Genomic DNA, 20,486 nt, shown 5'->3' with positions numbered 1-20,486 from the left:
ACTGGTTATAGATTGACTGTCCCAGGAACCTAAGCATATGACCGAACCGGCAGATAATGTTGTGCTAGCTGAGCTTAAGATAGCGGCAGAAACCCTCCCGCCCGAAGTCTTCAGGCTAGCGGTAGAGCAGGCGGCTGTAGCCATATCAATCACTGATGCCAAGGCACGTATCGTCTATGCCAATCCCTGCTTTGAAAAGATGACCGGCTACAGTTGCGAAGAGCTACTAGGCAAAAACCAATCCATTCTGTCTTATAAGGTCACGCCTCGGCTGGTGTATGACAGTCTGTGGGGGCAGTTGGAACGCCAGCACCCTTGGAATGGCCTACTAGTCAACCGACGCAAGGATGGCAGTCGCTACCTGGCTGACCTGACGATTACGCCGGTACTCAATGCCACAGGAGAAACGACGCATTATCTTGGCTTACAACGTGATGTAACCGAAGTGCATCAGTTGGAGCATCAGGTATTGAACCAGCGTGCTCTGATTGAAAAAGCCGTGGATGCCACCCAGGTAGCCATGGTGCTGGTAGACACCAAACTACAGCCAATTCTGCGCAACCGCAGCTATAAAACCTTGGAAGCCAGACTGGGTCATGAACCCCTGGAGATCATCTTCGATGCACTGGAGCAGGAGTGGCCTGATCTGTTTGAACGGAAAAAAGCCCTGCATGAAGGCTTTGTTACCCTTGAAGTGGCCTTGCTGCTGTCCAGCCGTGAGGAGCCGCTCTGGTTTAGTTGTACCGGCTCGCTAATTGAAGAGAAAGACACCAGTGCCGATGCCTTTTACCAGACACGTCTGAGCCGCTATCTATTGGTGACCCTGCAGGACATCACCGGACTGAAACAACAACAGGCACAGCTACGCCTCAATAGCCTGCAAGCTTTGTTAGCCGAGCAGGAACGGGTACAAAGTGTCCGGGAAGCCCTGTCAGGTGCCATTTACCAGCTCGAACGCCCGTTGAATATGATCAATGCGGCTTCACGGCTGGCGACCCGCCGTAACCGCATCGATGCCGCCGAGATGCTAAAGCTGCTGAATGAGGTGCAGAAGGCTGGCCATCAGGCTATCTCCATGCTCAACGCCTGCATCCCGGCACGTGGCGATGAAGTTACAGAAGTGGTGAACATCAACGAACTGTTGAAAAACACCCTGAGCTTGTTAACCCCCAGGCTACTTGCGCTCGGCATCACAGTGGACTGGCAGCCTGAGTGTAATTTACAACGCGTTCATGGCCAGCCAACGGCTCTGGTCACCCTATTCAAACAGCTGATCGATAATGCCATCGATGCCATGAATGACACCAGGCACCGGGTACGTGAGCTGCGCTTAACCACTCGCACGCTGGATGAGGTCGTAGAAATCAGCATTGAAGATACCGGTGCCGGAATTCTGCCAGCTGATCAATTTAAGGTTTTCGAGCCCTTCTACACCACCCGCGATCAAAGTAAAGGCCACCTGGGCATGGGACTGACCCTGGCTCAGGATATCGTTAACCGCCATAACGGCTTGCTGGCAATTGATCCTGATGTAACTACCGGCTGCTGCATTAAGGTGCACCTTCCCTATGAATAAATCACCTGCAAGTTATCATGACGACACTAGCGATTCGCTGAGTCCGGAAATGCTTCAGGCGATTCTCGTTGGTGAACTGGAGACCCTGTTTCTGGTTAGCCAAGTGCTGTCCAAATCCCTCAACCTTCAGGAAACCCTGAGTAAGGTTATGGAAGTGCTGGACGATAGGGTTGGGCTAGAAAGGGGACTGGTTGGCCTGGTACCACCAGATCAGAATGAACTGGTCATCTATGCCCTGTGTGGGGTACCGGATCTGCAAGCTGGTGATATACGTTACCAGCCAGGTGAAGGAGTGGTAGGTGAAGTGATGCGTCGGGGCACCAGCCTGATACTCAACAAGATCACCGATGACCCGCGTTTTCTTGGCCGTTTAGGTATTTATGATACCAAACGCCCCTTTATTGGTGTGCCAATTCTCAGTGGCGATGAAGTCCTGGGTGTGTTCGCAGCCCAGCCCAGTAGCTCTCACAGGGAACTGCTGGGAGAACGTGCCCGATTTCTGGAGATGGTCGCCAACTTAATCGGCCAGAGTGTGCGCCTGTCACGAGAGGTGGAGCGCGAACGTAAAGCTCTCAGAGAGGAACGCGATCAGCTCAAACGTACCGTGCGCGGGCAGTTTGGTTTCGACAATATCATTGGCCACTCTTTCCCTATGCGCCAGGTGTTTGAACAAGTACGCCAGGTGGCCAAGTGGAATACCACGGTATTGATTCGTGGCGAAACGGGTACTGGTAAAGAGTTGATTGCTAATGCCATTCATTACAACTCCCCCAGAGCCAGAGGGCCATTCGTCAAACTTAACTGTGCCGCCTTACCAGAAAATTTGCTCGAATCGGAACTGTTCGGGCATGAGAAGGGCGCCTTTACCGGTGCTATAAGCCAGCGCCAAGGGCGTTTCGAGCAGGCTGACAAGGGCACGCTGTTTCTAGATGAAATCGGTGAAGTCTCGCCCGGATTCCAGGCCAAACTGCTACGGGTGTTACAGGAAGGCGAACTGGAGCGAGTCGGCGGTTCGCGTACCATTAAGATCAATGTGCGGATGGTGGCAGCGACCCACAGGGATTTGGAGGCTGATGTGGAGCAGGGACTGTTTCGTGAAGATCTTTACTACCGCCTGAATGTGATGCCTATTTTCATGCCGACGCTGCGCGAACGCCTGGAAGATGTGCCCGATATCGCCAATTTTTTGCTCAACAAAATCGCCACAGCCCAGGAACGCCCACTCAGCATCACCGACAGCGCTCTGCGGGTGCTGATGCACCATAGCTGGCCAGGTAATGTCCGCGAGCTGGAAAACTGCCTGGAACGTGCCGCCGTCATGTCTGAGGATGGCATCATCGACCGTGATCAGGTATTGCTCACCGGTATCGACGAACAGGTCATGGGCAGTCATGGCGGGCAGATAGACCTGGGGGATGACAATCTGGATGAACGGGAACGAGTGATAGCCGCACTGGAACAGGCTGGCTGGGTTCAGGCCAAGGCGGCCCGCTTACTGGGTATGACACCACGACAGATCTCCTATCGGATCCAAACCCTCAATATTCGGGTCAAGCAACTCTAAACGATGACTGTCTCAAAGCTGACATAGCACCTTTGTGTAGCTGTCGGTTTTGAGACAAACCTACCTATCCATCCATTAATTCATATATAAATCAATAGATTAATAAAATACAGCAAATAGGCATGGAATTTGCGACAGGTCAAATGAACCCAAGATGAGGATCTGACCGTGAAACTGCCCGTTCTCAATAACACCACTGCAATTAACGAAACCGGTGGCTGCGCTTCCGGCTCCTGCGGCAGCAGTGATGCCTCTGTTCAGAGCCTGCCTGAATCTATCCGGGCCAAGGTGGCCGATCATCCCTGCTTTTCCGAGCAAGCCCATCATTTCTTTGCCCGTATGCATGTAGCGGTTGCACCCGCCTGCAATATCCAGTGCAACTACTGTAACCGCAAATACGATTGCAGCAATGAATCCCGTCCTGGTGTCGTCTCTGAAGTGCTGACCCCGCAACAAGCGGTCAAGAAGGTTAAGGCGGTAGCTGCGGCGATTCCTCAGATGTCGGTACTGGGAATTGCAGGCCCCGGCGATCCTCTGGCAAATCCACAAAAAACCTTTGAAACCTTCCGTCGTCTGAGCGCTGAGACCCCGGATATCAAGCTGTGTGTGTCGACCAATGGCCTGACACTACCAGAGTGTGTAGATGAACTCTGCCAACACAATATCGATCATGTCACTGTCACCATCAATTGTGTCGACCCGGAGATAGGCGCCAAAATCTACCCGTGGATCTTCTGGAAAAATAAGCGCATTCGTGGAGTTGAAGCGGCTCGTATCCTTATCGAACAACAGCAGAAAGGGCTGCAGATGCTGATTGATCGCGGCATTCTGGTGAAGGTCAATTCCGTGCTGATCCCTGGAATCAATGATCAACACCTGATTGAAGTGTCGCGTATCGTCAAGGAAAAGGGTGCCTTCTTGCACAATGTGATGCCGATTATCTCCGAACCGGAACATGGTACCTACTTCGGCCTGACCGGCCAGGCTGAACCGACACCAGCTGAACTCCAGGCGGTGCAGGATGCCTGCGCCGGTGATATGAATATGATGCGTCACTGCCGTCAGTGCCGCGCCGATGCGGTCGGACTCCTGGGCGAAGATCGCGGCGCCGAATTCACGCTGGACAAGATTGATGCCATGGAGATCGATTATGAAGCCGCCATGGTGAAGCGGGCCGAGGTTCATGAGCAATTGCTTGGCCAGCTCTATGCCCAACGCGAGTCAGTAGCTCTGCCTGCTACAGCCTTACAAGGCCGGGCGGTACTTATGGCTGTCGCCACCCAGGGAGGTGGCTTGATCAATCAGCATTTCGGTCATGCCACCGAGTTTCTGGTCTATGAAGCCAGCCGTGACGGGGTGCGTTTTATCGGTCATCGACAGGTAGCAAAGCCCTACTGTGAAGGTGGTAGCAGTTGCGGTGAAGAGACTGAAAAGCTGTTAGACACCCTGCTGAAAGCGCTGCAAGGCTGTGAAGTGCTGTTGTGTTCCAAAGTCGGCTATGAGCCCTGGAGTGCCCTGGAGCAGGCTGGTATTCAGCCCAATGGTGAGCATGCCCTGGAACCGATTGAAGATGCCATTCTGGCGGTGTATCAGGAAATGCTAACTCAAGGCTTGTTGCAGCTACCCGAAAACAGTGTGGATCGTAAATCAGCTTAACCTGACCAATCTGTTAACCTGAAGAGGTGCCTCTTATGGCTTTTGAAATTGTTGCCAGCTGCGTCAGCTGCACCGCCTGCGAATCTGTCTGTCCCAATGATGCGATCACTGATCAGCAGGTGCAGTTCGCCATTGATCCGGACTTGTGTACAGAATGTGCCGAATCCTACCCAGACCCTCAGTGCGCCAGCATCTGTCCCATTGAAGGTGCCATCGTAGATGATGTCGGTGAACCACTGAACCCACCCGGCTCACTCACGGGGATTATTATCCGTGTTGCCGCCTAACAAAGGGGAAACGCCATGAACGCATTGGTCATGCCACCACGTATCCAACAGCGTTACAGCCACTGGATGGGCTTGTCACGCGGTGACTTCAATGCCGTCTACCTGGCGCGTATGCTGGCGGCGGTCGAGCAGGGACACAGCGCGCTCAGTGACACGCTGGGGCTGACTGACGATCGTTACCAAACCCTGTTACAGCGGTACTTTCCAGTAAAGTACAAAGGCTTTCAAACCCGGTTGGCAGCACCTCTTGGAGTACTGGATAATCAAGGTGTTTCCGATGAAGCGCTCCAACTGACAAACTTGCTACTTGGATACCGCACCCAACGCAGCAACAGCGAATACGCCCTGGCGCGTATTATCGCTTGTGCCTGCAGTGGTAAAGACCACCTCTGGTACGATCTGGGGCTCTGGTCGCGAGATGATCTGAATGCCTTGCTGCAACACAATTTTCCGGAGCTGGTCAGGGCCAATCGCTTCAACATGCGCTGGAAGAAATTTCTCTATCGCCAGCTTTGCCTGGAGACAGAGGTGATGCTGTGCCGCTCCCCCAACTGCCGAGACTGTGTAGATTATTCAGAGTGCTTTATCCCTGGATAACCCACAGCATCAGCTATTCACCGCCACGCCTTTAATCAGGGCATACACCTGTTCTCCTGGCTGGAGTTGTAACAGCCTAGCAGAGCGTTTTGAAATACGCGCCATCAGCGCCTGTTCACCTAATTGCAAATGCACCAGCACCTGACTCTTGTCCAGATCGGCATCGAGCGCCAGGACACGGACTGAGAGAGCATTTAATAAGCTGATCGCTTCAGGTAGCTGCCTTGCCAAAACCACATCGCGAGCCATAATAGTCACCCTGACAGTCGTGCCTATCGCTATCGGCGATAGCCGCCCAGGCGACAAGTGGGTCTGACTGATTAACAACGGCTGCTGTTCCACTTGCAAACTAGCCAAACCATCACCGGCATGCGTGTCGATCAACCGGGCTTTGAGCAGGCTCGCGGCCTGTTCACTACGGGCAAAGGGCAACTGATGATCTGTCAGCAGCGCCTGTAACGGCCCTTGAGCCTGAACCTGGCCCTGATCCAGCAATACCATATAGTCAGCCAGGCGCATCACTTCATCAACCGCATGACTGACATAAATAATCGGTAACTGCAGCTCTTCAGTCAAACGCTCCAGATAAGGCAGTATTTCCTGCTTGCTGGTAGCATCCAGTGACGCCATAGGCTCATCCATCAACAGCAATCTGGGGCTGGTCAGCAGCGCACGGCCAATGGAAACGCGCTGGCGCTGTCCACCGGAAAGCTGGTCCGGATAACGCGTCAGATAGTCTTGTAAACACAAGAGGTCAACCACTTCATCAAAGCCGATGCGGCGATCAGCCGCGCGAATACGTTTAAAGCCATAGTGCAGATTTTTCTCTATGGTCAGGTGAGGAAACAGGCTGGCCTCTTGAAACACATAACCGATAGGGCGCAGATGCACAGGCACAAACTGATCAGCAGACTGCCAGACCTGATCCTGAAAGCTCAACGAGCCACCAGGTAGCTGCTCCAGACCAGCAATACAGCGCAACAAGGTAGTTTTACCTGACCCTGAACGCCCGAACAGCGCCGTCACTCCCTGATCTGGCAGCGCCAGCGATACCTGTAACTGAAATTCCGAACGCTTAACCTGAAAACGCATAGTCAGTGACATACTCCCTCCAGACTAAACCACACTGACGACTTTGAAGCGCCGGTTCAGGGCAAACACCAGCAACAGCAAGATAAACGAGGCACCGACGAGAATGACCGATAGTTGATGTGCCGCGCTATAGTCCATAGCCTCGACATGATCATAAATCGCTATCGACGCCACTTGAGTACGCCCTGGAATATTCCCGCCAATCATCAGAATCATGCCAAACTCACCCAGACTATGGGCAAAAGAGAGCACCGCCGCGGTCAAAAAGCCTCGACGAGACAGCGGTAGCACGATACTGACAAAGCGGTCAAACGGTGAGGCCTTGAGCGTTGCCGCCACCTCCAGCACCCGCCCTCCGGCGGTAGCAAAGGCATTCTGCAACGGCTGTACCACAAACGGCAGCGAAAACAGCATGGAACCAATTACCAACCCGGTAAAACTGAATGCCAGATGCCCAATCCCCACAGACTCCAGAAAACCGCCCACCACACCGCGTGGCCCCAACAACACCAGCAGATAAAACCCCATCACCGTGGGTGGTAACACCAGTGGCAAGGCGACCAGGGCTTCCACCAGCACCTTAGCCCGGCAAGCTGTGTGAGCCAGCCACCAGGCCAAGGGGGCACAGAGTAGCAACAGTGCCAGGGTGCTGATCAACGCCAGTTTCAGCGTGATCCATAGGGCCATAACATCAGCACTACTCAGCTCCATAGATCAGAACCCGTAGCCAGCGGCTTCAATCACGGCACGGGCCTGATCACTTTTCAACCAATCGAGAAAGGCCTGGCCAGCTTCCAATTGCGGTGAAGCGCTCAACACCACGGCCTGCTGCTCCAGTGAGGCATAGCTATCCACATCAGGTAACCAGGCATTACCTCGGATGCTGCCATCCGACTCTATCACCTGAGACAGTGCCAGGAAGCCAGCCTGTGCGGTGCCACTGGAAATGTATTGCAGTGCCTGGGTCAGGTTTTCTGCTTGGGCAATATGCCCTGCCTGTAAGTGCTCATAAACGCCCAGTTGCTGCATTACCTCAACACCTGCCGCGCCATAGGGCGCAGTACGGGGATTCACCAACGCCAAGTGCTGCAAAGACCCACTGTGTAAAAACTCCCCTCCCTGCAACGGCAGATCCTGCTGATCACTCCAGAGCACCAGCACACCGCGTGCATAGGTAAAGCGCGAATCAGCCAGGGCTAGCCCTTCCTCAACCAGCAACTGAGGTCGTTCGACATCGGCTGACAAAAACACATCAAAAGGCGCCCCGTTCTGGATCTGAGCATAATGGCGACCGGTGGAGCCGGAGCTGATCAGCAGCGTCTGGCCGGACTGGGCTTCATACAGGGGTGCCAGCTGGTTCAGCGTACCCAGAAAGTTAGCCGCCACGGCTACCCGCAGCTCGCTGGCTGTCAGATGGCTGCTGAACAAGAAGACCAGGCAATAGATCAAGAGGTTTTTCATAAGGTGGCTCCGTGTTTTTTGATAAACAGCTCAGGGCGTTATCTGCACTCGCATACAGATTTGTTAGCTCGAAGCATGGGTAATCAATCAACACAGACTTTGCAATCGCAATGCCAACACCTACTGGTGTTATCTACCGGGTTATATAGTGCGGCCTAGAGACAGGTTCATTAGCATTTAAATTAATTATGAGTCATTTCAGGTTTGTCGGGTTTGCTACAAATGTCGGCCTAGATCAGCTCCGGCACAGATTCTACTGGCGGCTTATGACTGAATCTAATGCAGAGATATCAGGAGGATTTCAATAATCGGCACGGTACCCACCAAAGATAAAAGAGCATGCCCAGCAACTCAACCAGGGATTGCAACACCACAACCATGGCAACCAGCTCCCAGCCAGCAGGCAACGCCAGCGCCACTGGCAACACCACAAAGGAGTTACGGGTGCCGAAGCTGAAGGCCAGGGTGCGTCCCTGTTCGACTGGCAACTTAAACAGCTGTGACAGGCCTTTGGCCAACCAACCTGCAGCCAACAGGAACACCACAAAAACCAGCACTAACAGCGGTAACTAGCTGAACACTTGCTGTACCGATGCCGCTTGAGATGCGGTGATCAGCAGAATAACCAGGGCCAGTAACGGAACTGGCCACCAAGCCAAACCTTCTCGCCAGATCAAGCGCGCCGGTTTAGCCTCCATCCAGCGTTCGCTGATCGCGGCACCGATCAGGGGTATCAGGATAATGAACAGTGCCGCCAACAGAGACTGCGGCATTCCCTGCAGCGAAAGATCCGCATCACTCATCCACCAGAGATACCCAGGCAACAACACAAGTTGTAACAGCAGAATAACCGGTGCCAACGCCAGGGCATGCGCACTGCTGCCACGACCCAACTGAGTAAAGGTAATGAACCAGTCTGTGCAGGGCACCAATAACACCAATAGCACCCCAAGTCGCAACGAAGGCTGATCCGGCAGGAATTGAATCAACCCCCAGACCAATAACGGCAGCAACACAAAATTACCCAGTAAAGCAGCGCTGATAAAGCGCCTGTCTCTAAACGCATCACGTAGATGCAGTAGCGGCACCTGCACAAAGGTTGTGTACAGCAGCACGATCAATACAGGCCAGAGCAGCTTTTCTAAAAATGGAGCTATACCTGGCCACTGATGACGGATCAGCAGGCCACAGAAAATCGCAACGATATAAATCCAAACTTGCTGGCGCTCCAGGGTTATACGCAGCATCACTTCCTACCGGCTTGTAGATAACCTGGCTAGTATCGCATAGATCAACGCTTTGTACTGATCCTATCCTGCAGGAAGGCCTTGATTTACTACAACCAAATAATACGCTTGACGATATATAAGCCATAGAGTATATTTTTATTCGAAGGAAGGGATAATTATGACATGGAAAGTATTAATCACAGATGTGTATGAAAGTTGGTTCTTAAATCTGACTGAAGCTGAACAGATTGATGTTCAAGCCATGGTGGATGTTTTAGAAATCAAAGGTCCGCACCTTGGCCGCCCTCAAGCTGACACGATAAAGGGAACAAAGAAGGTTAAAAATTTAAAAGAGCTGATCATTCAACACGCCGGAAAGCCCTACAGAGTTTTCTATGCATTTGACCCCAAGCGCCAAGCCGTTCTGCTATGTGGCGGCCGAAAAGATGGGGCAAAAGACAAACAGTTTTATAATCAAATGGTGCCGCTGGCTGAAGCTGAATTTGCGGACCATTTAAAAAGCGAAGGCACTAAATAGTGCTCGGGGAGTATATATGACAAAGCCCTTAAGCGAACTCCGCAAGAAAATGAGTCCTGAGGTTCAGGCAGCAGCTCGTGCAAAAGCGGTTGGTATTGTGGCCGAAATGTCACTGGCTGAAACCCGTAAATTGCGAGGCCGCAGCCAAGCAGTGGTGGCACAAGCCTTGGGTATTGCACAACCCAATGTATCTCAAATTGAAAAGCGTCCTGACACAATGGTCAGCACCCTAGCCTCCTATATTGAAGCCTTAGGTGGGACGCTTGAACTCCATGCTAAGTTTCCTGATGGACAGGATGTTGAGATAACTCAATTCAAACATGCTTAAATTTGCAAGTGACTACTGTCTCAAATGACCTTAACTATTAACGCTCATAAGCAGGCATCTGCCAGGTTTCAGCGCGTGCCGATGCCAGCCATTCCTGCATTGCCGGAAGGTCATACATCGCCTGCGCCCAACGATCAAACGCTGGTGACACCTTCAGCCCGTAATTACGCACTCGCCACATCACTGGCGCAAACATGGCATCAACGTTACTAAACTCTCCGGCTAAAAATGGACCCTCTGGCTTATCCGCTTGCTCAAAGCGCGACCAAATTTCGGCTAAGCGTTGTAGGTCTTGGGTCACAGCATCACTAGGTGCCACAGATTTTTCTGTACGGCAGTTCATCGGAAACTGACTGCGTAAAGCATGAAAGCCACTGTGCATTTCAGCGGCAGCAGAGCGTGCCAAAGCACGCAGGGCAAGAGACTCAGGCCATAACTGCCGCTCTGGATAACGCTCTGCCAGGTACTCTAAAATGGCCAGGCTATCCCAAACGACCCTGTCTTCCTCGATGAGTACAGGTACCTGTGCGGGTACTCCATGCTGTTCACTGAACTGCGTTAAGCTGTTGCCATGCGCAAAAGGCAGCAGCGTTTCGTCAAAGGGAATACCCGACACTTTCATTGCCAGCCAGGGCCTCAACGACCAGGACGAGTAGTTCTTATAGGCTATATACAGATGCATCTGACACTCCTTGATGACTTAGGTAATGAATGAGTTTTCAGACTAATCCGTTATACTGGACAACAAAAGCGAATTATTTAAAACATATTCAATGGTATTTTCGAACAATGACGCCTCGACAAGTACGTAGCTTATTAAAAGTGCTCGATTTAGGCAGTGTTCAGGCAGCAGCCAAAGCACTGCACCTTGCACCCTCCAGTGTCTCGGCGCAGTTAAAAGAGCTTTCCAGCGAATTAGGTATACAACTCTTTGCTACCGCTGGTCGTGGCTTAGTGCCAACGGCGGCAACCCACCAGCTGGAAACCGCTTTTCGAAGTTTTATCCATCAGGCCGACGAAATTCGATACCGGGCACAGCATTTCATCAATGAAGCTCACGGTCAGTTGCGTGTTTTTGCACCCAGCTCAATATGCATCTACCGTTTACCGGCATTAATTGAAGGGCTTCAGCAAGATGCGCCGGGCATTGAGCTGTTACTTACCCATGAACCATTTGATTATAACCGTGCGTTTGAGCAGGGCGAACTGGATGCCGCCATTTTAGTGACGCAGTCCCTGGCAACAAGTCATGATTGGATCCAGCACCCACTGCATACTGAAGAGGTGATTTTTGTCTGCCATCGCCAACGGCTCCAGAACACAGCACTCACCCTGGCGCAATTAGCTGAGCAGCCCTTAATCACGACAGAGCCCGGATGTACCTACCGAGTGCGTGCCGAAGCGCATTTTCGCAGTCAGGGATTACAACTAAAACCTCGGCAATCCTTTGCAAACGTTGAAGTCATCCGTCGTTGTCTGTTTGCTGACATGGGTATCGGATTGCTACCGCGCTGCGTTGTTGAGGCCGACCTGGCGACAGGTCAGCTATACGAGCAGCCAGTTGTCGATACGCCCTACGCTTTCCTCTCCAGTCTCGTTTATCCAGCTGAACGCTTCCGCTCACCCCTTTTGGATAAACTGATCCAGGTGGTTGAAAGTCAATCAACTTTCTAAACTAAGCAGCACTTGCTCATGCGGATGCCAGCTATGTGCATGACGCAGGTATTGTGCCAACGGGTCATCCCAGTTTTGTTGATGCTCATCCTGCCACAGGCATAACTGACTGTGCAGTGTAAGCGCATCGGGTCCCACCTGATGCTGTAGTTGCTGATGATAGTCATCCAACATTTTCAGCAACGCCTGATGTTGTCGGCGGTGTGAATCATAGCCGGGATAGCCGGTTACCTGCATAAAGCGTTCTTCCTGATCAAAATGCTCACGGGCATTCAATATCAGGCTATTCAGCAGGCAAGGTAATGCGGTTTTTGACACCATCGGCAGTGCACCCAGCAGTGCCGTAAAGTGATGGTGGGCACGATCCATGGCCGGTAAATTGTAATGTTGCAAACGTAGTGTCGCAGTCATATCTGTCATGATATACATCCTCATTCAGGCATAGCAGGGATCGGTAGCTTCAACCAGTGCCGCCAGACACTCTTCGTGTGTCATTGACAAAATTTGAAACCCTTTGCGGCTTAGAAATTTCTCTTCATTTGCGGTCGGATCAGGCAGACAAGCCCAGCCAGCAGGCTTTCCAGCACCATAGGCAATATCACTGAGCAGCATGCGCGGGGTATCACGGTTCAGGCGCAAGCCCAGCAACAAATACTGTTTCCCGAGGCGTTGCTGCTTCAGGAAGGGTGGCATTCCGAACCCGCCCATCAGTTCTGTCAGGTAATCGACATAATCTGCATCTGAAGCAATATAGAGTGATTCAGGTAAGGGCGTTCCCACGGGTTTAAACAACACCGGCAAGTCTGTATCCAACCAAGACGCCTGAGTGGCTACATATTGGCTACCGTTGTAATGAAACAGACGATAGCGTTCGCTACCACCGGTAATGCGCGCCACCCCAACAACCAGGATATGCGGGGTGTCCCGCCATAACAGTTGCATCTGGGTATCACGGTTCATATCGATAATGTAATCCGGATTCAGTGACGCCAGTTGCTGATGAATGCTGGAAACACTCCAGGTGGTATCACGGTAGGTGGTGTCGAGAAACCGCGTAACCGCCTTACGGCCTTTTTTCAGCTCGATATTCATCGCCGCACGTGGAAACTCATACATCAACTTGGGTGCCATAGGCCGCCCCTGATTCATGGCGATGATCAAGCTGTCGCTATCAGCGGGTATCGGATTGCCCTGCGGATCGGTCACGTCGTTGAGTGCGTCCGGCCCTATAACCGGTACACATTGACCGGAGCGCATGGCTTCCAGCAGGCTGTCAGGCAGTGTCTTATTCATCATCTGGTTCGCCTCTGTTTTCATTCAGTCAAAATAACGTTCAAGCTAACAACAGCAATTCACATGCCATGATCACAACAAGGTCAGTAAATGGCGGCATTACGGGGGCTGCGTACCTTTCACCTAACAAGGACCTTGTCGGTTAGCCACAATTTTGTTGTCGCCAGTCCGACAAGAGGTTTAGCTTTGTCAGCTCCATAACGACCACAAACAATACATGGTTATTTTAAATTTACATAAATAACAACACGTTAAAATATTTTTAAGACTTGGCACAGCCCTTGCCATATTACCTGCAGCGGTGAGCAATTTTGTTCGCCAAATGTTCCAACTTGAGGAGAATGACTATGGCTTTACGTCAAGCTGCTATTTACGGCAAGGGTGGTATCGGTAAATCAACCACGACTCAAAACCTGGTTGCTGCGCTGGCAGAAATGGGTTTGAAAGTCATGATTGTGGGCTGCGATCCAAAAGCAGATTCAACCCGTCTGATTTTGCACTCAAAAGCACAAACCACAGTAATGCATTTGGCTGCAGAAGCCGGCTCAGTAGAAGACCTGGAGCTGGAAGATGTGATGGCCGTGGGTTACGGCGGTATCAAGTGCGTTGAATCCGGTGGTCCTGAGCCAGGAGTTGGCTGCGCTGGTCGCGGTGTTATCACCGCCATCAACTTCCTGGAAGAGGAAGGCGCCTACGATGAAGAACTGGACTTTGTGTTCTACGACGTACTGGGTGACGTGGTGTGTGGTGGCTTTGCCATGCCAATCCGTGAAAACAAGGCGCAGGAAATCTACATCGTTTGCTCTGGTGAAATGATGGCGATGTTTGCGGCCAACAATATTGCCAAGGGTATCGTGAAATACGCCACCTCAGGCAGTGTGCGTCTGGCTGGCCTGATCTGTAACAGTCGTAATACCGACCGTGAAGATGAGCTGATCATGGCACTCGCGGCCCGTCTGGGTACCACCATGATTCACTTTGTTCCGCGTGACAACGTGGTACAGCATGCAGAAATCCGCCGCATGACCTGTATTGAATACGATCCAACCACCAAGCAGGCCGATGAGTACCGTGCCCTGGCACGCAAAATTGTTGAGAACAAGAATTTTGTAGTACCAACGCCGCTGGAAATGGACGACCTGGAAGAACTACTGATGGAGTTCGGCATTCTGGAAGAAGAGGACGAGAGTATTGTCGGTCAGCGTGCTGAAGCGGTTGCTTAATTGCAACCAGGCACGCTAATAGGTCTCGTGCTGAGGCCAACATGAGCAGTAAGTGCTCGCTAACTCATTCTCAATGGCGTTTCTGCAGATGGGCAGACGTCGCTGGAGGAAACCTGTTATGGCTAAGTTAACCAAAGAAGAGGCTCAAGCACTCATTCAGGAAGTGCTGGAAGTCTATCCGGAAAAGGCGAAAAAGGATCGTGCCAAGCATTTAACGGTAAATGATACCGCCGCTGAGGCAAAAACCTGCGTCACCTCCAACCGTAAATCTCTGCCAGGGGTCATGACCATTCGTGGTTGTGCCTACGCTGGCTCCAAGGGTGTGGTCTGGGGTCCAATTAAGGACATGATCCATATCTCGCACGGTCCGGTTGGCTGCGGTCAATATTCGCGGGCTGGACGGCGTAACTACTATGTCGGCACTACCGGCGTAGACAGCTTCGGTACGATGAACTTCACGTCTGATTTTCAGGAAAAAGACATCGTTTTCGGTGGTGATAAAAAGCTCAGCAAACTCATCACTGAAATTGAACAACTCTTCCCACTCAACCGCGGTATCAGCGTACAGTCTGAATGTCCAATTGGTCTGATCGGGGATGACATCGAAGCGGTCTCTAAAGCCAGTAGTAATGAGATCGGCAAACCGGTGATTCCCGTACGCTGTGAAGGCTTCCGCGGCGTTTCTCAATCACTCGGACACCATATTGCCAACGATGCGATCCGTGACCATGTGTTCGACCGCGAAGGCGGTGGCAATGGTGTAGAGCCAGGCCAATATGATGTCGCCATTCTGGGTGACTACAATATCGGCGGTGATGCCTGGTCTTCACGTATTTTACTGGAAGAAATGGGCTTGCGTGTCGTTGCTCAGTGGTCTGGAGATGGCACCCTGGCGGAGATGGAGCAGACCCCGAAAGTGAAGCTTAACCTGCTGCACTGCTACCGCTCCATGAACTACATCTCACGCCATATGGAAGAAAAGTACGGCATCCCCTGGGTTGAGTACAACTTCTTTGGCCCTACCAAAATTGCCGAAAGCCTGCGCAAAATTGCCGCCTATTTTGATGACAACATCAAAGAAGGTGCTGAAAAGGTTATCGCCAAATACCAAGCCATGTCAGCTGAAATCATTGCCAAATACCGGCCACGTCTGGAAGGCAAGAAAGTCATGCTGTATGTCGGTGGTCTGCGCCCACGCCACGTGATCGGAGCCTATGAAGACCTGGGCATGGAAGTGGTCGGTACTGGCTATGAATTCGGCCATAACGATGACTATGACCGTACCCGTAACGATATCGGCAATGCCACGCTGATTTATGACGATGTCACCGGTTTTGAGTTTGAGGAATTCGTCAAACGCGTCAAACCCGACCTGGTCGGCTCCGGCGTGAAGGAAAAGTACATTTTCCAGAAAATGGGTGTGCCTTTCCGTCAGATGCATTCCTGGGATTATTCCGGCCCTTACCATGGTTACGATGGCTTCGCCATTTTTGCCAAGGATATGGACATGACACTGAACAATCCCTGCTGGTCAAAACTGACGCCGCCCTGGAAACAACTTCCAGAAGTTGAGCAGCAGGCTGTTGCCTGATTCCCTTATCACTACTCACGCCTGCGTCCGCAGATTAGCGGCCAGGCAAGGAGACGGTCATGCAAGACATTGAAAATATCAAACAAAGCTACCCCTTGTTCCAGAATGATGAGTACAAGGATGTGCTGGCGCGCAAAAAAGGTGACTATGAAAACGGTCATCCGGTCGATACAGTCGATGACACTTTCATCTGGACCACCTCAGTTGAATATAAAGAGCTCAACTTTGCCCGCGAAGCTCTGACGGTTAACCCGGCCAAGGCCTGTCAACCGCTGGGGGCGGTACTCTGCGCACTGGGCTTTGAAAAAACCCTACCCTATGTGCATGGATCACAAGGCTGTGTGGCGTACTTCCGCACCTATTTCAACCGCCATTTCAAGGAGCCGGTAGCCTGTGTTTCCGATTCCATGACAGAAGATGCGGCGGTGTTCGGCGGCCAGAAAAATATGATCGACGGACTGGAAAATGCCAAGGCACTTTACAAACCTGAGATGATCGCTGTTTCCACCACTTGCATGGCTGAGGTTATCGGTGATGACCTGAATGCCTTTATCGGCAACGCCAAAAAAGCCGGTGCGGTGGAGCAAGACTTTCCTACGCCATTTGCGCATACGCCATCCTTTGTTGGCTCACATGTAACCGGCTGGGACAACATGTTTGAAGGCATCGCCCGTTACTTCACCCTCAACCACATGGACGATAAAGAGGTGGGTAGTAACGGTAAAATCAACCTGGTACCGGGTTTCGAGACCTATCTGGGTAACTACCGTGTTATCCATCGCATGATGCAGGAGATGGGCGTTGATTACAGTCTGCTGTCAGATCCGACCGAAGTGCTGGATACACCGGCAGACGGTGAGTACCGCATGTATTCAGGCGGTACCACACAGGATGAAATGAAAGATGCGCCCAATGCCATCACCACCATCTTGCTGCAACCCTTGCACCTGGTCAAAACGGATAAACTGCTGACCAATACCTGGCACCATGATGTTCCCAAGCTGGATATCCCCATGGGGCTGGAATTGACTGATAACTTCCTCATGGCAGTATCGCGTCTGACAGGCAAAGCGATTCCGGATAGCCTGGCCAAGGAGCGTGGACGCCTGGTGGATATGATGACCGACTCCCACACCTGGTTACACGGTAAGAAGTTTGCCCTCTATGGCGACCCTGACTTTACCCTGGGACTGACCAAGTTTCTGCTGGAGCTGGGTGCCGAGCCAAGCCATGTACTCTGCCAGAGCGGCGGCAAGCGCTGGGAAAAACGCATGAAGAAAATGCTGCAGGATTCAGCACCGGTCAACAATCAGACCCAGCTGTTTTCGCGTCATGATCTGTGGCACTTCCGTTCATTGATGTTCACTGAAAAACCGGACTTCATGATCGGTAACTCCTACGGCAAGTTTATCCAGCGTGACACCCTGCATAAAGGCAAGGAGTTCGAGGTGCCTCTCATCCGTATTGGCTTCCCGATCTTTGATCGCCATCACCTGCACCGTTCAACCACCATGGGCTACGAAGGTGCGATGACGATACTGACCACCCTGGTGAATGCCGTACTGGAGCGCATGGATGATGATACCCGTCTGATGGCGCAAACAGACTTTAACTATGATCTGGTGCGTTAATCAGACGATTCAGTGCAGGAGAAACCTATGGCCAACATTATCATCAGTCAGGCAGCAGACGGTGGACTGACCTTCTACATGCCGAAAAAGGATCTGGAAGTCCCGGTTGAGTCGCTGGAATTTAACCAGCCGCAAAAGTGGGGAGGTGAGCTGACACTGGCCGGTGGCCAGCGATACTACATCGATCCACTAGACAACATGCCGTCACTTCCCAAATCCCTGCGCGCCAAACGCATGGACTGAAGGCCATAGGCTTCTTGGTTAACTGTGGAGGATGTAACCATGTCAATGAAAATAGATCCGGATATCTGTACGGCCTGTGGCGACTGTGAAGTGGAATGCCCCACTGTGTCAATCAGCGCCAAGCGTGGAACCTATGTGATCAATGCCAGCAGCTGTGATGAGTGTGTTGATGAGGGTGAGCCGCGCTGTGTGGCGGTCTGCCCAGTCGACTGTATCACACTGGCGGCCTGATCCAGGCTGTCATAACTGAAACCGGCCTTAACCGGCCGGTTTCAGTATATCCATTAGCTTTCGCAAGGGGAAAAAATTCCATGACCAGTATCAGCCAAGGCGCCGCACGTCGCTTATCCCAAGCGGCACGGGTACTGTCCGAACAAGACCCGACCATTTTTGTAGTCGCTATGGGTTCCTATCTCGGCTTGCCGATTACCGAAGCCAAGCTACAGACGCTGACCGTCGAAGATATTAACCGTATTCTTAGCGGTGACGATGGCGAACTACCCGAAGACTATAGCCGTGATAGCATCAAAAATGCACTGCGATACCTTTGGGGCGAGCAGGAAGCTCAGCTCATAACACCGGAAATAGAGACGATGCCGGTGTCGATGCAGGGCTCACCCAGTATTAAGGTGGCTGTGGCGTCGAACAATGCCGAACTGCTGGATGGCCATTTTGGTTCCTGTCTGCGGTTTTTGATTTACCGCGTCAACACTGAGGGGCTCTATCTAGCCGATATACGTGATGCCAGCAGCACGCAGACGGCAGATGACCGCAACACCGCCAGAGCCGAGCTGATCGGCGACTGCCAATTGCTTTATGTACAGTCTATCGGTGGTCCGGCGGCGGCCAAAGTGGTACGTGCAGGCGTCCATCCCATTAAGTTTCCTAAGCCCGGCGCCGCTCGAGATACGCTGAATGCGTTGCAAAGCACCCTGGTCAACCCACCTCCTTGGCTAGCTAAAATTCTGGGTAAAGAAAATGTATTGCTACAACGCTTCGTCGAAGAGGCCGAAGAATGATCGCCGCCGGTGCATTACAGCAATTGGCCCAGGCCATCGAGCAAACGCCTCTGGCACTCAGGGATGATACGCAGCTGTTTAAAGCCTTTTTGCCAGATGCCAGCCTGACCTGCTGCAGCGACAACGATATACCTGGACGCGCCAAGCCGGCTTATCAGGGAACAGGGTTTGATCTGTATCTGGTGGATGCAAGCGCACACTGCGCCAGCCTGACCAATGACCTGACAATCGCCTGCGGTGTGGTTTTGGCACTTCATGACGATGACGATTAGGCCTGAATCTGACGGGGAGAACAGCATGCAGAACAGGGTATCGGCTATAGTACAGCCTGACAGCCTGCAACACTCTGGACCCGGTGTAGATTACCTGGCTAAAGGCATTGCGCGCCTGCAGCCACGCCCCCATCACACCGCACTGTTAACCTATCTCAACACTTGTTGGCCAGAAGCCAGCTTCAAACATCGATTTAGCCGCTCCGGCTGGTTCAGAAGCGGGGGTATTCGCCATCAGGATGGCACCCTGCTCAGCCAGAATATAGAAGAGTGGTTAGAGAGATCACTTCAGCAAAGCGGTGATTTCGAACAGTTGTTGATCGATATTGAGTCACTGCAGCCCCTGGTTACACGCTTTAATGGCGTCACTCACTTTTTTACCGCCAGCTACGGCCATGCCCCCGAAGCCTGCTGGCAGTTGGAAGTCGAGGAGTTACAGGAAGTGATGGACCGGCAATTGCTCAATAGTACTGCCGCTGCGCCACTGGATCTGGCAGACCTGACCGATCCGTTGCATCCAGCACGTCTGGATGGACAACCCCTGGGGTTTCCTGTTTACCGAGTAAGCTGCCTGACTAACCTGCACCTCGCACTGGAAACGGCCGTAAATACACCGTCACTACAGCGCTTTTTCAGTGAATGGAAAGAAGGGCCAGGTAGCGGACTCACTGATTTCCATCGTCACTGGTTTTTTCAGCGCCATCAAAGTCAGAACCCCTATGGCGTCCAGGAACTGCGGCTGCAACCCCAAGCCATTAAAGCCAGCACACTGAAAACACTCCCCTGGGAGCTAAGTGCCAACGCGACCGACATGGCTGCCCAGTTACGCAGCTTCGATAAGGCCGCCGGCTTTTTCGGTGCCTGGTATTTTGCCATGGTCGCCGGCAACCTGGTGCCCAAAGAACTGGCACAGCGCTTACAGGAGGACTGGATCAACGACTACCGCTACATCTCAGAGCGCCAAGCGCTGTGGATCCGTAATTGGTTACATAAGCCCTATACACTTTAGTCCCCCCCCGAGGCTGACAACCACTTGCCCAGGTTGCTCAGCCTCACCCTTACTTAATTGCTTCAAGCACTTTGTCGCCTTTAAGACATTTTGTCTGTCAGGTATGACATGCCCTCGGACATGCGCAGCATAGAAAATATAATTTATTGTTTTTATTATATAAATATCAAATCCTTTAGTGAAAACCTGCGTGGCACAGCCTT

Annotated in this window: 24 protein-coding genes; 16 read left to right on the top strand and 8 right to left on the bottom strand. The window is 52.1% G+C overall.

Annotated elements, in window-relative coordinates; all coding sequences use genetic code 11:
* Positions 1-37 precede the first annotated feature (37 nt).
* From nifL to ACN0R1_RS09795, 5 genes are all read left to right on the top strand, one after another.
* On the top strand, positions 38-1,576 hold the full coding sequence (gene nifL / locus ACN0R1_RS09815; protein ID WP_417582319.1) for a nitrogen fixation negative regulator NifL: 1,539 nt from the start codon (positions 38-40) through the stop codon (positions 1,574-1,576).
* A complete protein-coding gene (gene nifA, locus ACN0R1_RS09810) occupies positions 1,569-3,140 on the top strand; it encodes a nif-specific transcriptional activator NifA (protein WP_417582317.1) in 1,572 nt (523 codons plus the stop codon). The genes nifL and nifA overlap by 8 nt, the downstream gene beginning before the upstream one ends.
* Positions 3,141-3,308: 168 nt before the next feature.
* Positions 3,309-4,796 (top strand): nitrogenase cofactor biosynthesis protein NifB, encoded by a 1,488-nt coding sequence (gene nifB, locus ACN0R1_RS09805; RefSeq protein WP_417582315.1) that lies wholly within the window; start codon positions 3,309-3,311, stop codon positions 4,794-4,796.
* Between the two features lie 35 nt (positions 4,797-4,831).
* Positions 4,832-5,083, top strand: coding sequence for a 4Fe-4S binding protein (locus tag ACN0R1_RS09800; protein WP_417582313.1), 252 nt, complete (start codon positions 4,832-4,834; stop codon positions 5,081-5,083).
* A gap of 15 nt (positions 5,084-5,098) precedes the next feature.
* Positions 5,099-5,680 carry a nitrogen fixation protein NifQ gene (locus tag ACN0R1_RS09795; protein WP_417582311.1) on the top strand — a complete coding sequence of 194 codons (582 nt, stop codon included), beginning with the start codon at positions 5,099-5,101 and terminating at the stop codon, positions 5,678-5,680.
* A gap of 9 nt (positions 5,681-5,689) precedes the next feature.
* Here the strand turns inward: ACN0R1_RS09795 and modC are convergent, their stop codons facing one another.
* From modC to ACN0R1_RS09770, 5 genes are all read right to left on the bottom strand, one after another.
* Positions 5,690-6,784, bottom strand: a complete 1,095-nt coding sequence (gene modC / locus ACN0R1_RS09790) for a molybdenum ABC transporter ATP-binding protein (RefSeq protein ID WP_417582309.1) — start codon at positions 6,782-6,784, stop codon at positions 5,690-5,692.
* A 12-nt stretch (positions 6,785-6,796) separates the two neighbouring features.
* Positions 6,797-7,483, bottom strand: a complete 687-nt coding sequence (gene modB / locus ACN0R1_RS09785; RefSeq protein ID WP_417582307.1) for a molybdate ABC transporter permease subunit — start codon at positions 7,481-7,483, stop codon at positions 6,797-6,799.
* Between the two features lie 3 nt (positions 7,484-7,486).
* On the bottom strand, positions 7,487-8,233 hold the full coding sequence (modA, locus tag ACN0R1_RS09780) for a molybdate ABC transporter substrate-binding protein (protein ID WP_417582305.1): 747 nt from the start codon (positions 8,231-8,233) through the stop codon (positions 7,487-7,489).
* Positions 8,234-8,523: 290 nt separating this feature from the next.
* A complete protein-coding gene (locus ACN0R1_RS09775; RefSeq protein ID WP_417582303.1) occupies positions 8,524-8,766 on the bottom strand; it encodes a hypothetical protein in 243 nt (80 codons plus the stop codon).
* A gap of 36 nt (positions 8,767-8,802) precedes the next feature.
* On the bottom strand, positions 8,803-9,480 hold the full coding sequence (locus tag ACN0R1_RS09770; protein WP_417582301.1) for an arsenic resistance protein: 678 nt from the start codon (positions 9,478-9,480) through the stop codon (positions 8,803-8,805).
* A gap of 160 nt (positions 9,481-9,640) precedes the next feature.
* Between ACN0R1_RS09770 and ACN0R1_RS09765 the strand changes: the two genes are divergently transcribed.
* Positions 9,641-10,000 (top strand): type II toxin-antitoxin system RelE/ParE family toxin, encoded by a 360-nt coding sequence (locus ACN0R1_RS09765; RefSeq protein WP_417582299.1) that lies wholly within the window; start codon positions 9,641-9,643, stop codon positions 9,998-10,000.
* Positions 10,001-10,016: 16 nt separating this feature from the next.
* Complete coding sequence (locus ACN0R1_RS09760; RefSeq protein WP_417582297.1) at positions 10,017-10,328, top strand: helix-turn-helix domain-containing protein; 312 nt, start codon at positions 10,017-10,019, stop codon at positions 10,326-10,328.
* A gap of 37 nt (positions 10,329-10,365) precedes the next feature.
* Here ACN0R1_RS09760 and ACN0R1_RS09755 read toward each other — a convergent pair whose 3' ends face one another.
* Complete coding sequence (locus ACN0R1_RS09755; protein WP_417582295.1) at positions 10,366-11,010, bottom strand: glutathione S-transferase N-terminal domain-containing protein; 645 nt, start codon at positions 11,008-11,010, stop codon at positions 10,366-10,368.
* A 107-nt stretch (positions 11,011-11,117) separates the two neighbouring features.
* On the opposite strand from ACN0R1_RS09755, the gene ACN0R1_RS09750 reads away from it, so the two are divergent.
* Positions 11,118-12,002 (top strand): LysR family transcriptional regulator, encoded by an 885-nt coding sequence (locus ACN0R1_RS09750; RefSeq protein ID WP_417582293.1) that lies wholly within the window; start codon positions 11,118-11,120, stop codon positions 12,000-12,002.
* Here the strand turns inward: ACN0R1_RS09750 and ACN0R1_RS09745 are convergent.
* Both ACN0R1_RS09745 and ACN0R1_RS09740 read right to left on the bottom strand, forming a co-directional pair.
* A complete protein-coding gene (locus ACN0R1_RS09745) occupies positions 11,991-12,422 on the bottom strand; it encodes a bacteriohemerythrin (RefSeq protein WP_417582291.1) in 432 nt (143 codons plus the stop codon). The two genes, ACN0R1_RS09750 and ACN0R1_RS09745, sit on opposite strands and share 12 nt — an antisense overlap.
* Before the next feature lie 15 nt (positions 12,423-12,437).
* Positions 12,438-13,298, bottom strand: coding sequence for an SIR2 family protein (locus tag ACN0R1_RS09740; protein WP_417582290.1), 861 nt, complete (start codon positions 13,296-13,298; stop codon positions 12,438-12,440).
* A 344-nt stretch (positions 13,299-13,642) separates the two neighbouring features.
* Here ACN0R1_RS09740 and nifH point away from each other — a divergent pair, with 344 nt between their 5' ends.
* The 8 genes from nifH to ACN0R1_RS09700 all read left to right on the top strand — a co-directional run bounded on the left by nifH (position 13,643) and on the right by ACN0R1_RS09700 (position 20,283).
* On the top strand, positions 13,643-14,518 hold the full coding sequence (gene nifH, locus ACN0R1_RS09735) for a nitrogenase iron protein (protein ID WP_417582288.1): 876 nt from the start codon (positions 13,643-13,645) through the stop codon (positions 14,516-14,518).
* A 118-nt stretch (positions 14,519-14,636) separates the two neighbouring features.
* Positions 14,637-16,109 (top strand): nitrogenase molybdenum-iron protein alpha chain, encoded by a 1,473-nt coding sequence (nifD, locus tag ACN0R1_RS09730; RefSeq protein ID WP_417582286.1) that lies wholly within the window; start codon positions 14,637-14,639, stop codon positions 16,107-16,109.
* A gap of 59 nt (positions 16,110-16,168) precedes the next feature.
* Positions 16,169-17,740, top strand: coding sequence for a nitrogenase molybdenum-iron protein subunit beta (gene nifK / locus ACN0R1_RS09725; RefSeq protein ID WP_417582284.1), 1,572 nt, complete (start codon positions 16,169-16,171; stop codon positions 17,738-17,740).
* A 27-nt stretch (positions 17,741-17,767) separates the two neighbouring features.
* Positions 17,768-17,983, top strand: coding sequence for a putative nitrogen fixation protein NifT (gene nifT / locus ACN0R1_RS09720; protein WP_417582282.1), 216 nt, complete (start codon positions 17,768-17,770; stop codon positions 17,981-17,983).
* Between the two features lie 39 nt (positions 17,984-18,022).
* Complete coding sequence (locus ACN0R1_RS09715) at positions 18,023-18,214, top strand: 4Fe-4S dicluster domain-containing protein (protein ID WP_036523961.1); 192 nt, start codon at positions 18,023-18,025, stop codon at positions 18,212-18,214.
* Between the two features lie 80 nt (positions 18,215-18,294).
* A complete protein-coding gene (locus ACN0R1_RS09710; protein ID WP_417582280.1) occupies positions 18,295-19,002 on the top strand; it encodes a dinitrogenase iron-molybdenum cofactor biosynthesis protein in 708 nt (235 codons plus the stop codon).
* The gene (locus ACN0R1_RS09705) at positions 18,999-19,274 is read left to right on the top strand and encodes a DUF6129 family protein (RefSeq protein WP_417582278.1); all 276 of its coding nucleotides are present in this window, start codon (positions 18,999-19,001) and stop codon (positions 19,272-19,274) included. The genes ACN0R1_RS09710 and ACN0R1_RS09705 overlap by 4 nt, the downstream gene beginning before the upstream one ends.
* 25 nt (positions 19,275-19,299) lie before the next feature.
* Complete coding sequence (locus tag ACN0R1_RS09700) at positions 19,300-20,283, top strand: hypothetical protein (protein ID WP_417582276.1); 984 nt, start codon at positions 19,300-19,302, stop codon at positions 20,281-20,283.
* Positions 20,284-20,486 lie beyond the last annotated feature (203 nt).

Origin of the sequence: Nitrincola sp., from assembly GCF_048264025.1 — a bacterium.
GTDB lineage: Bacteria > Pseudomonadota > Gammaproteobacteria > Pseudomonadales > Balneatricaceae > Nitrincola.
This window is presented reverse-complemented; position numbering and strand designations above follow the sequence as displayed.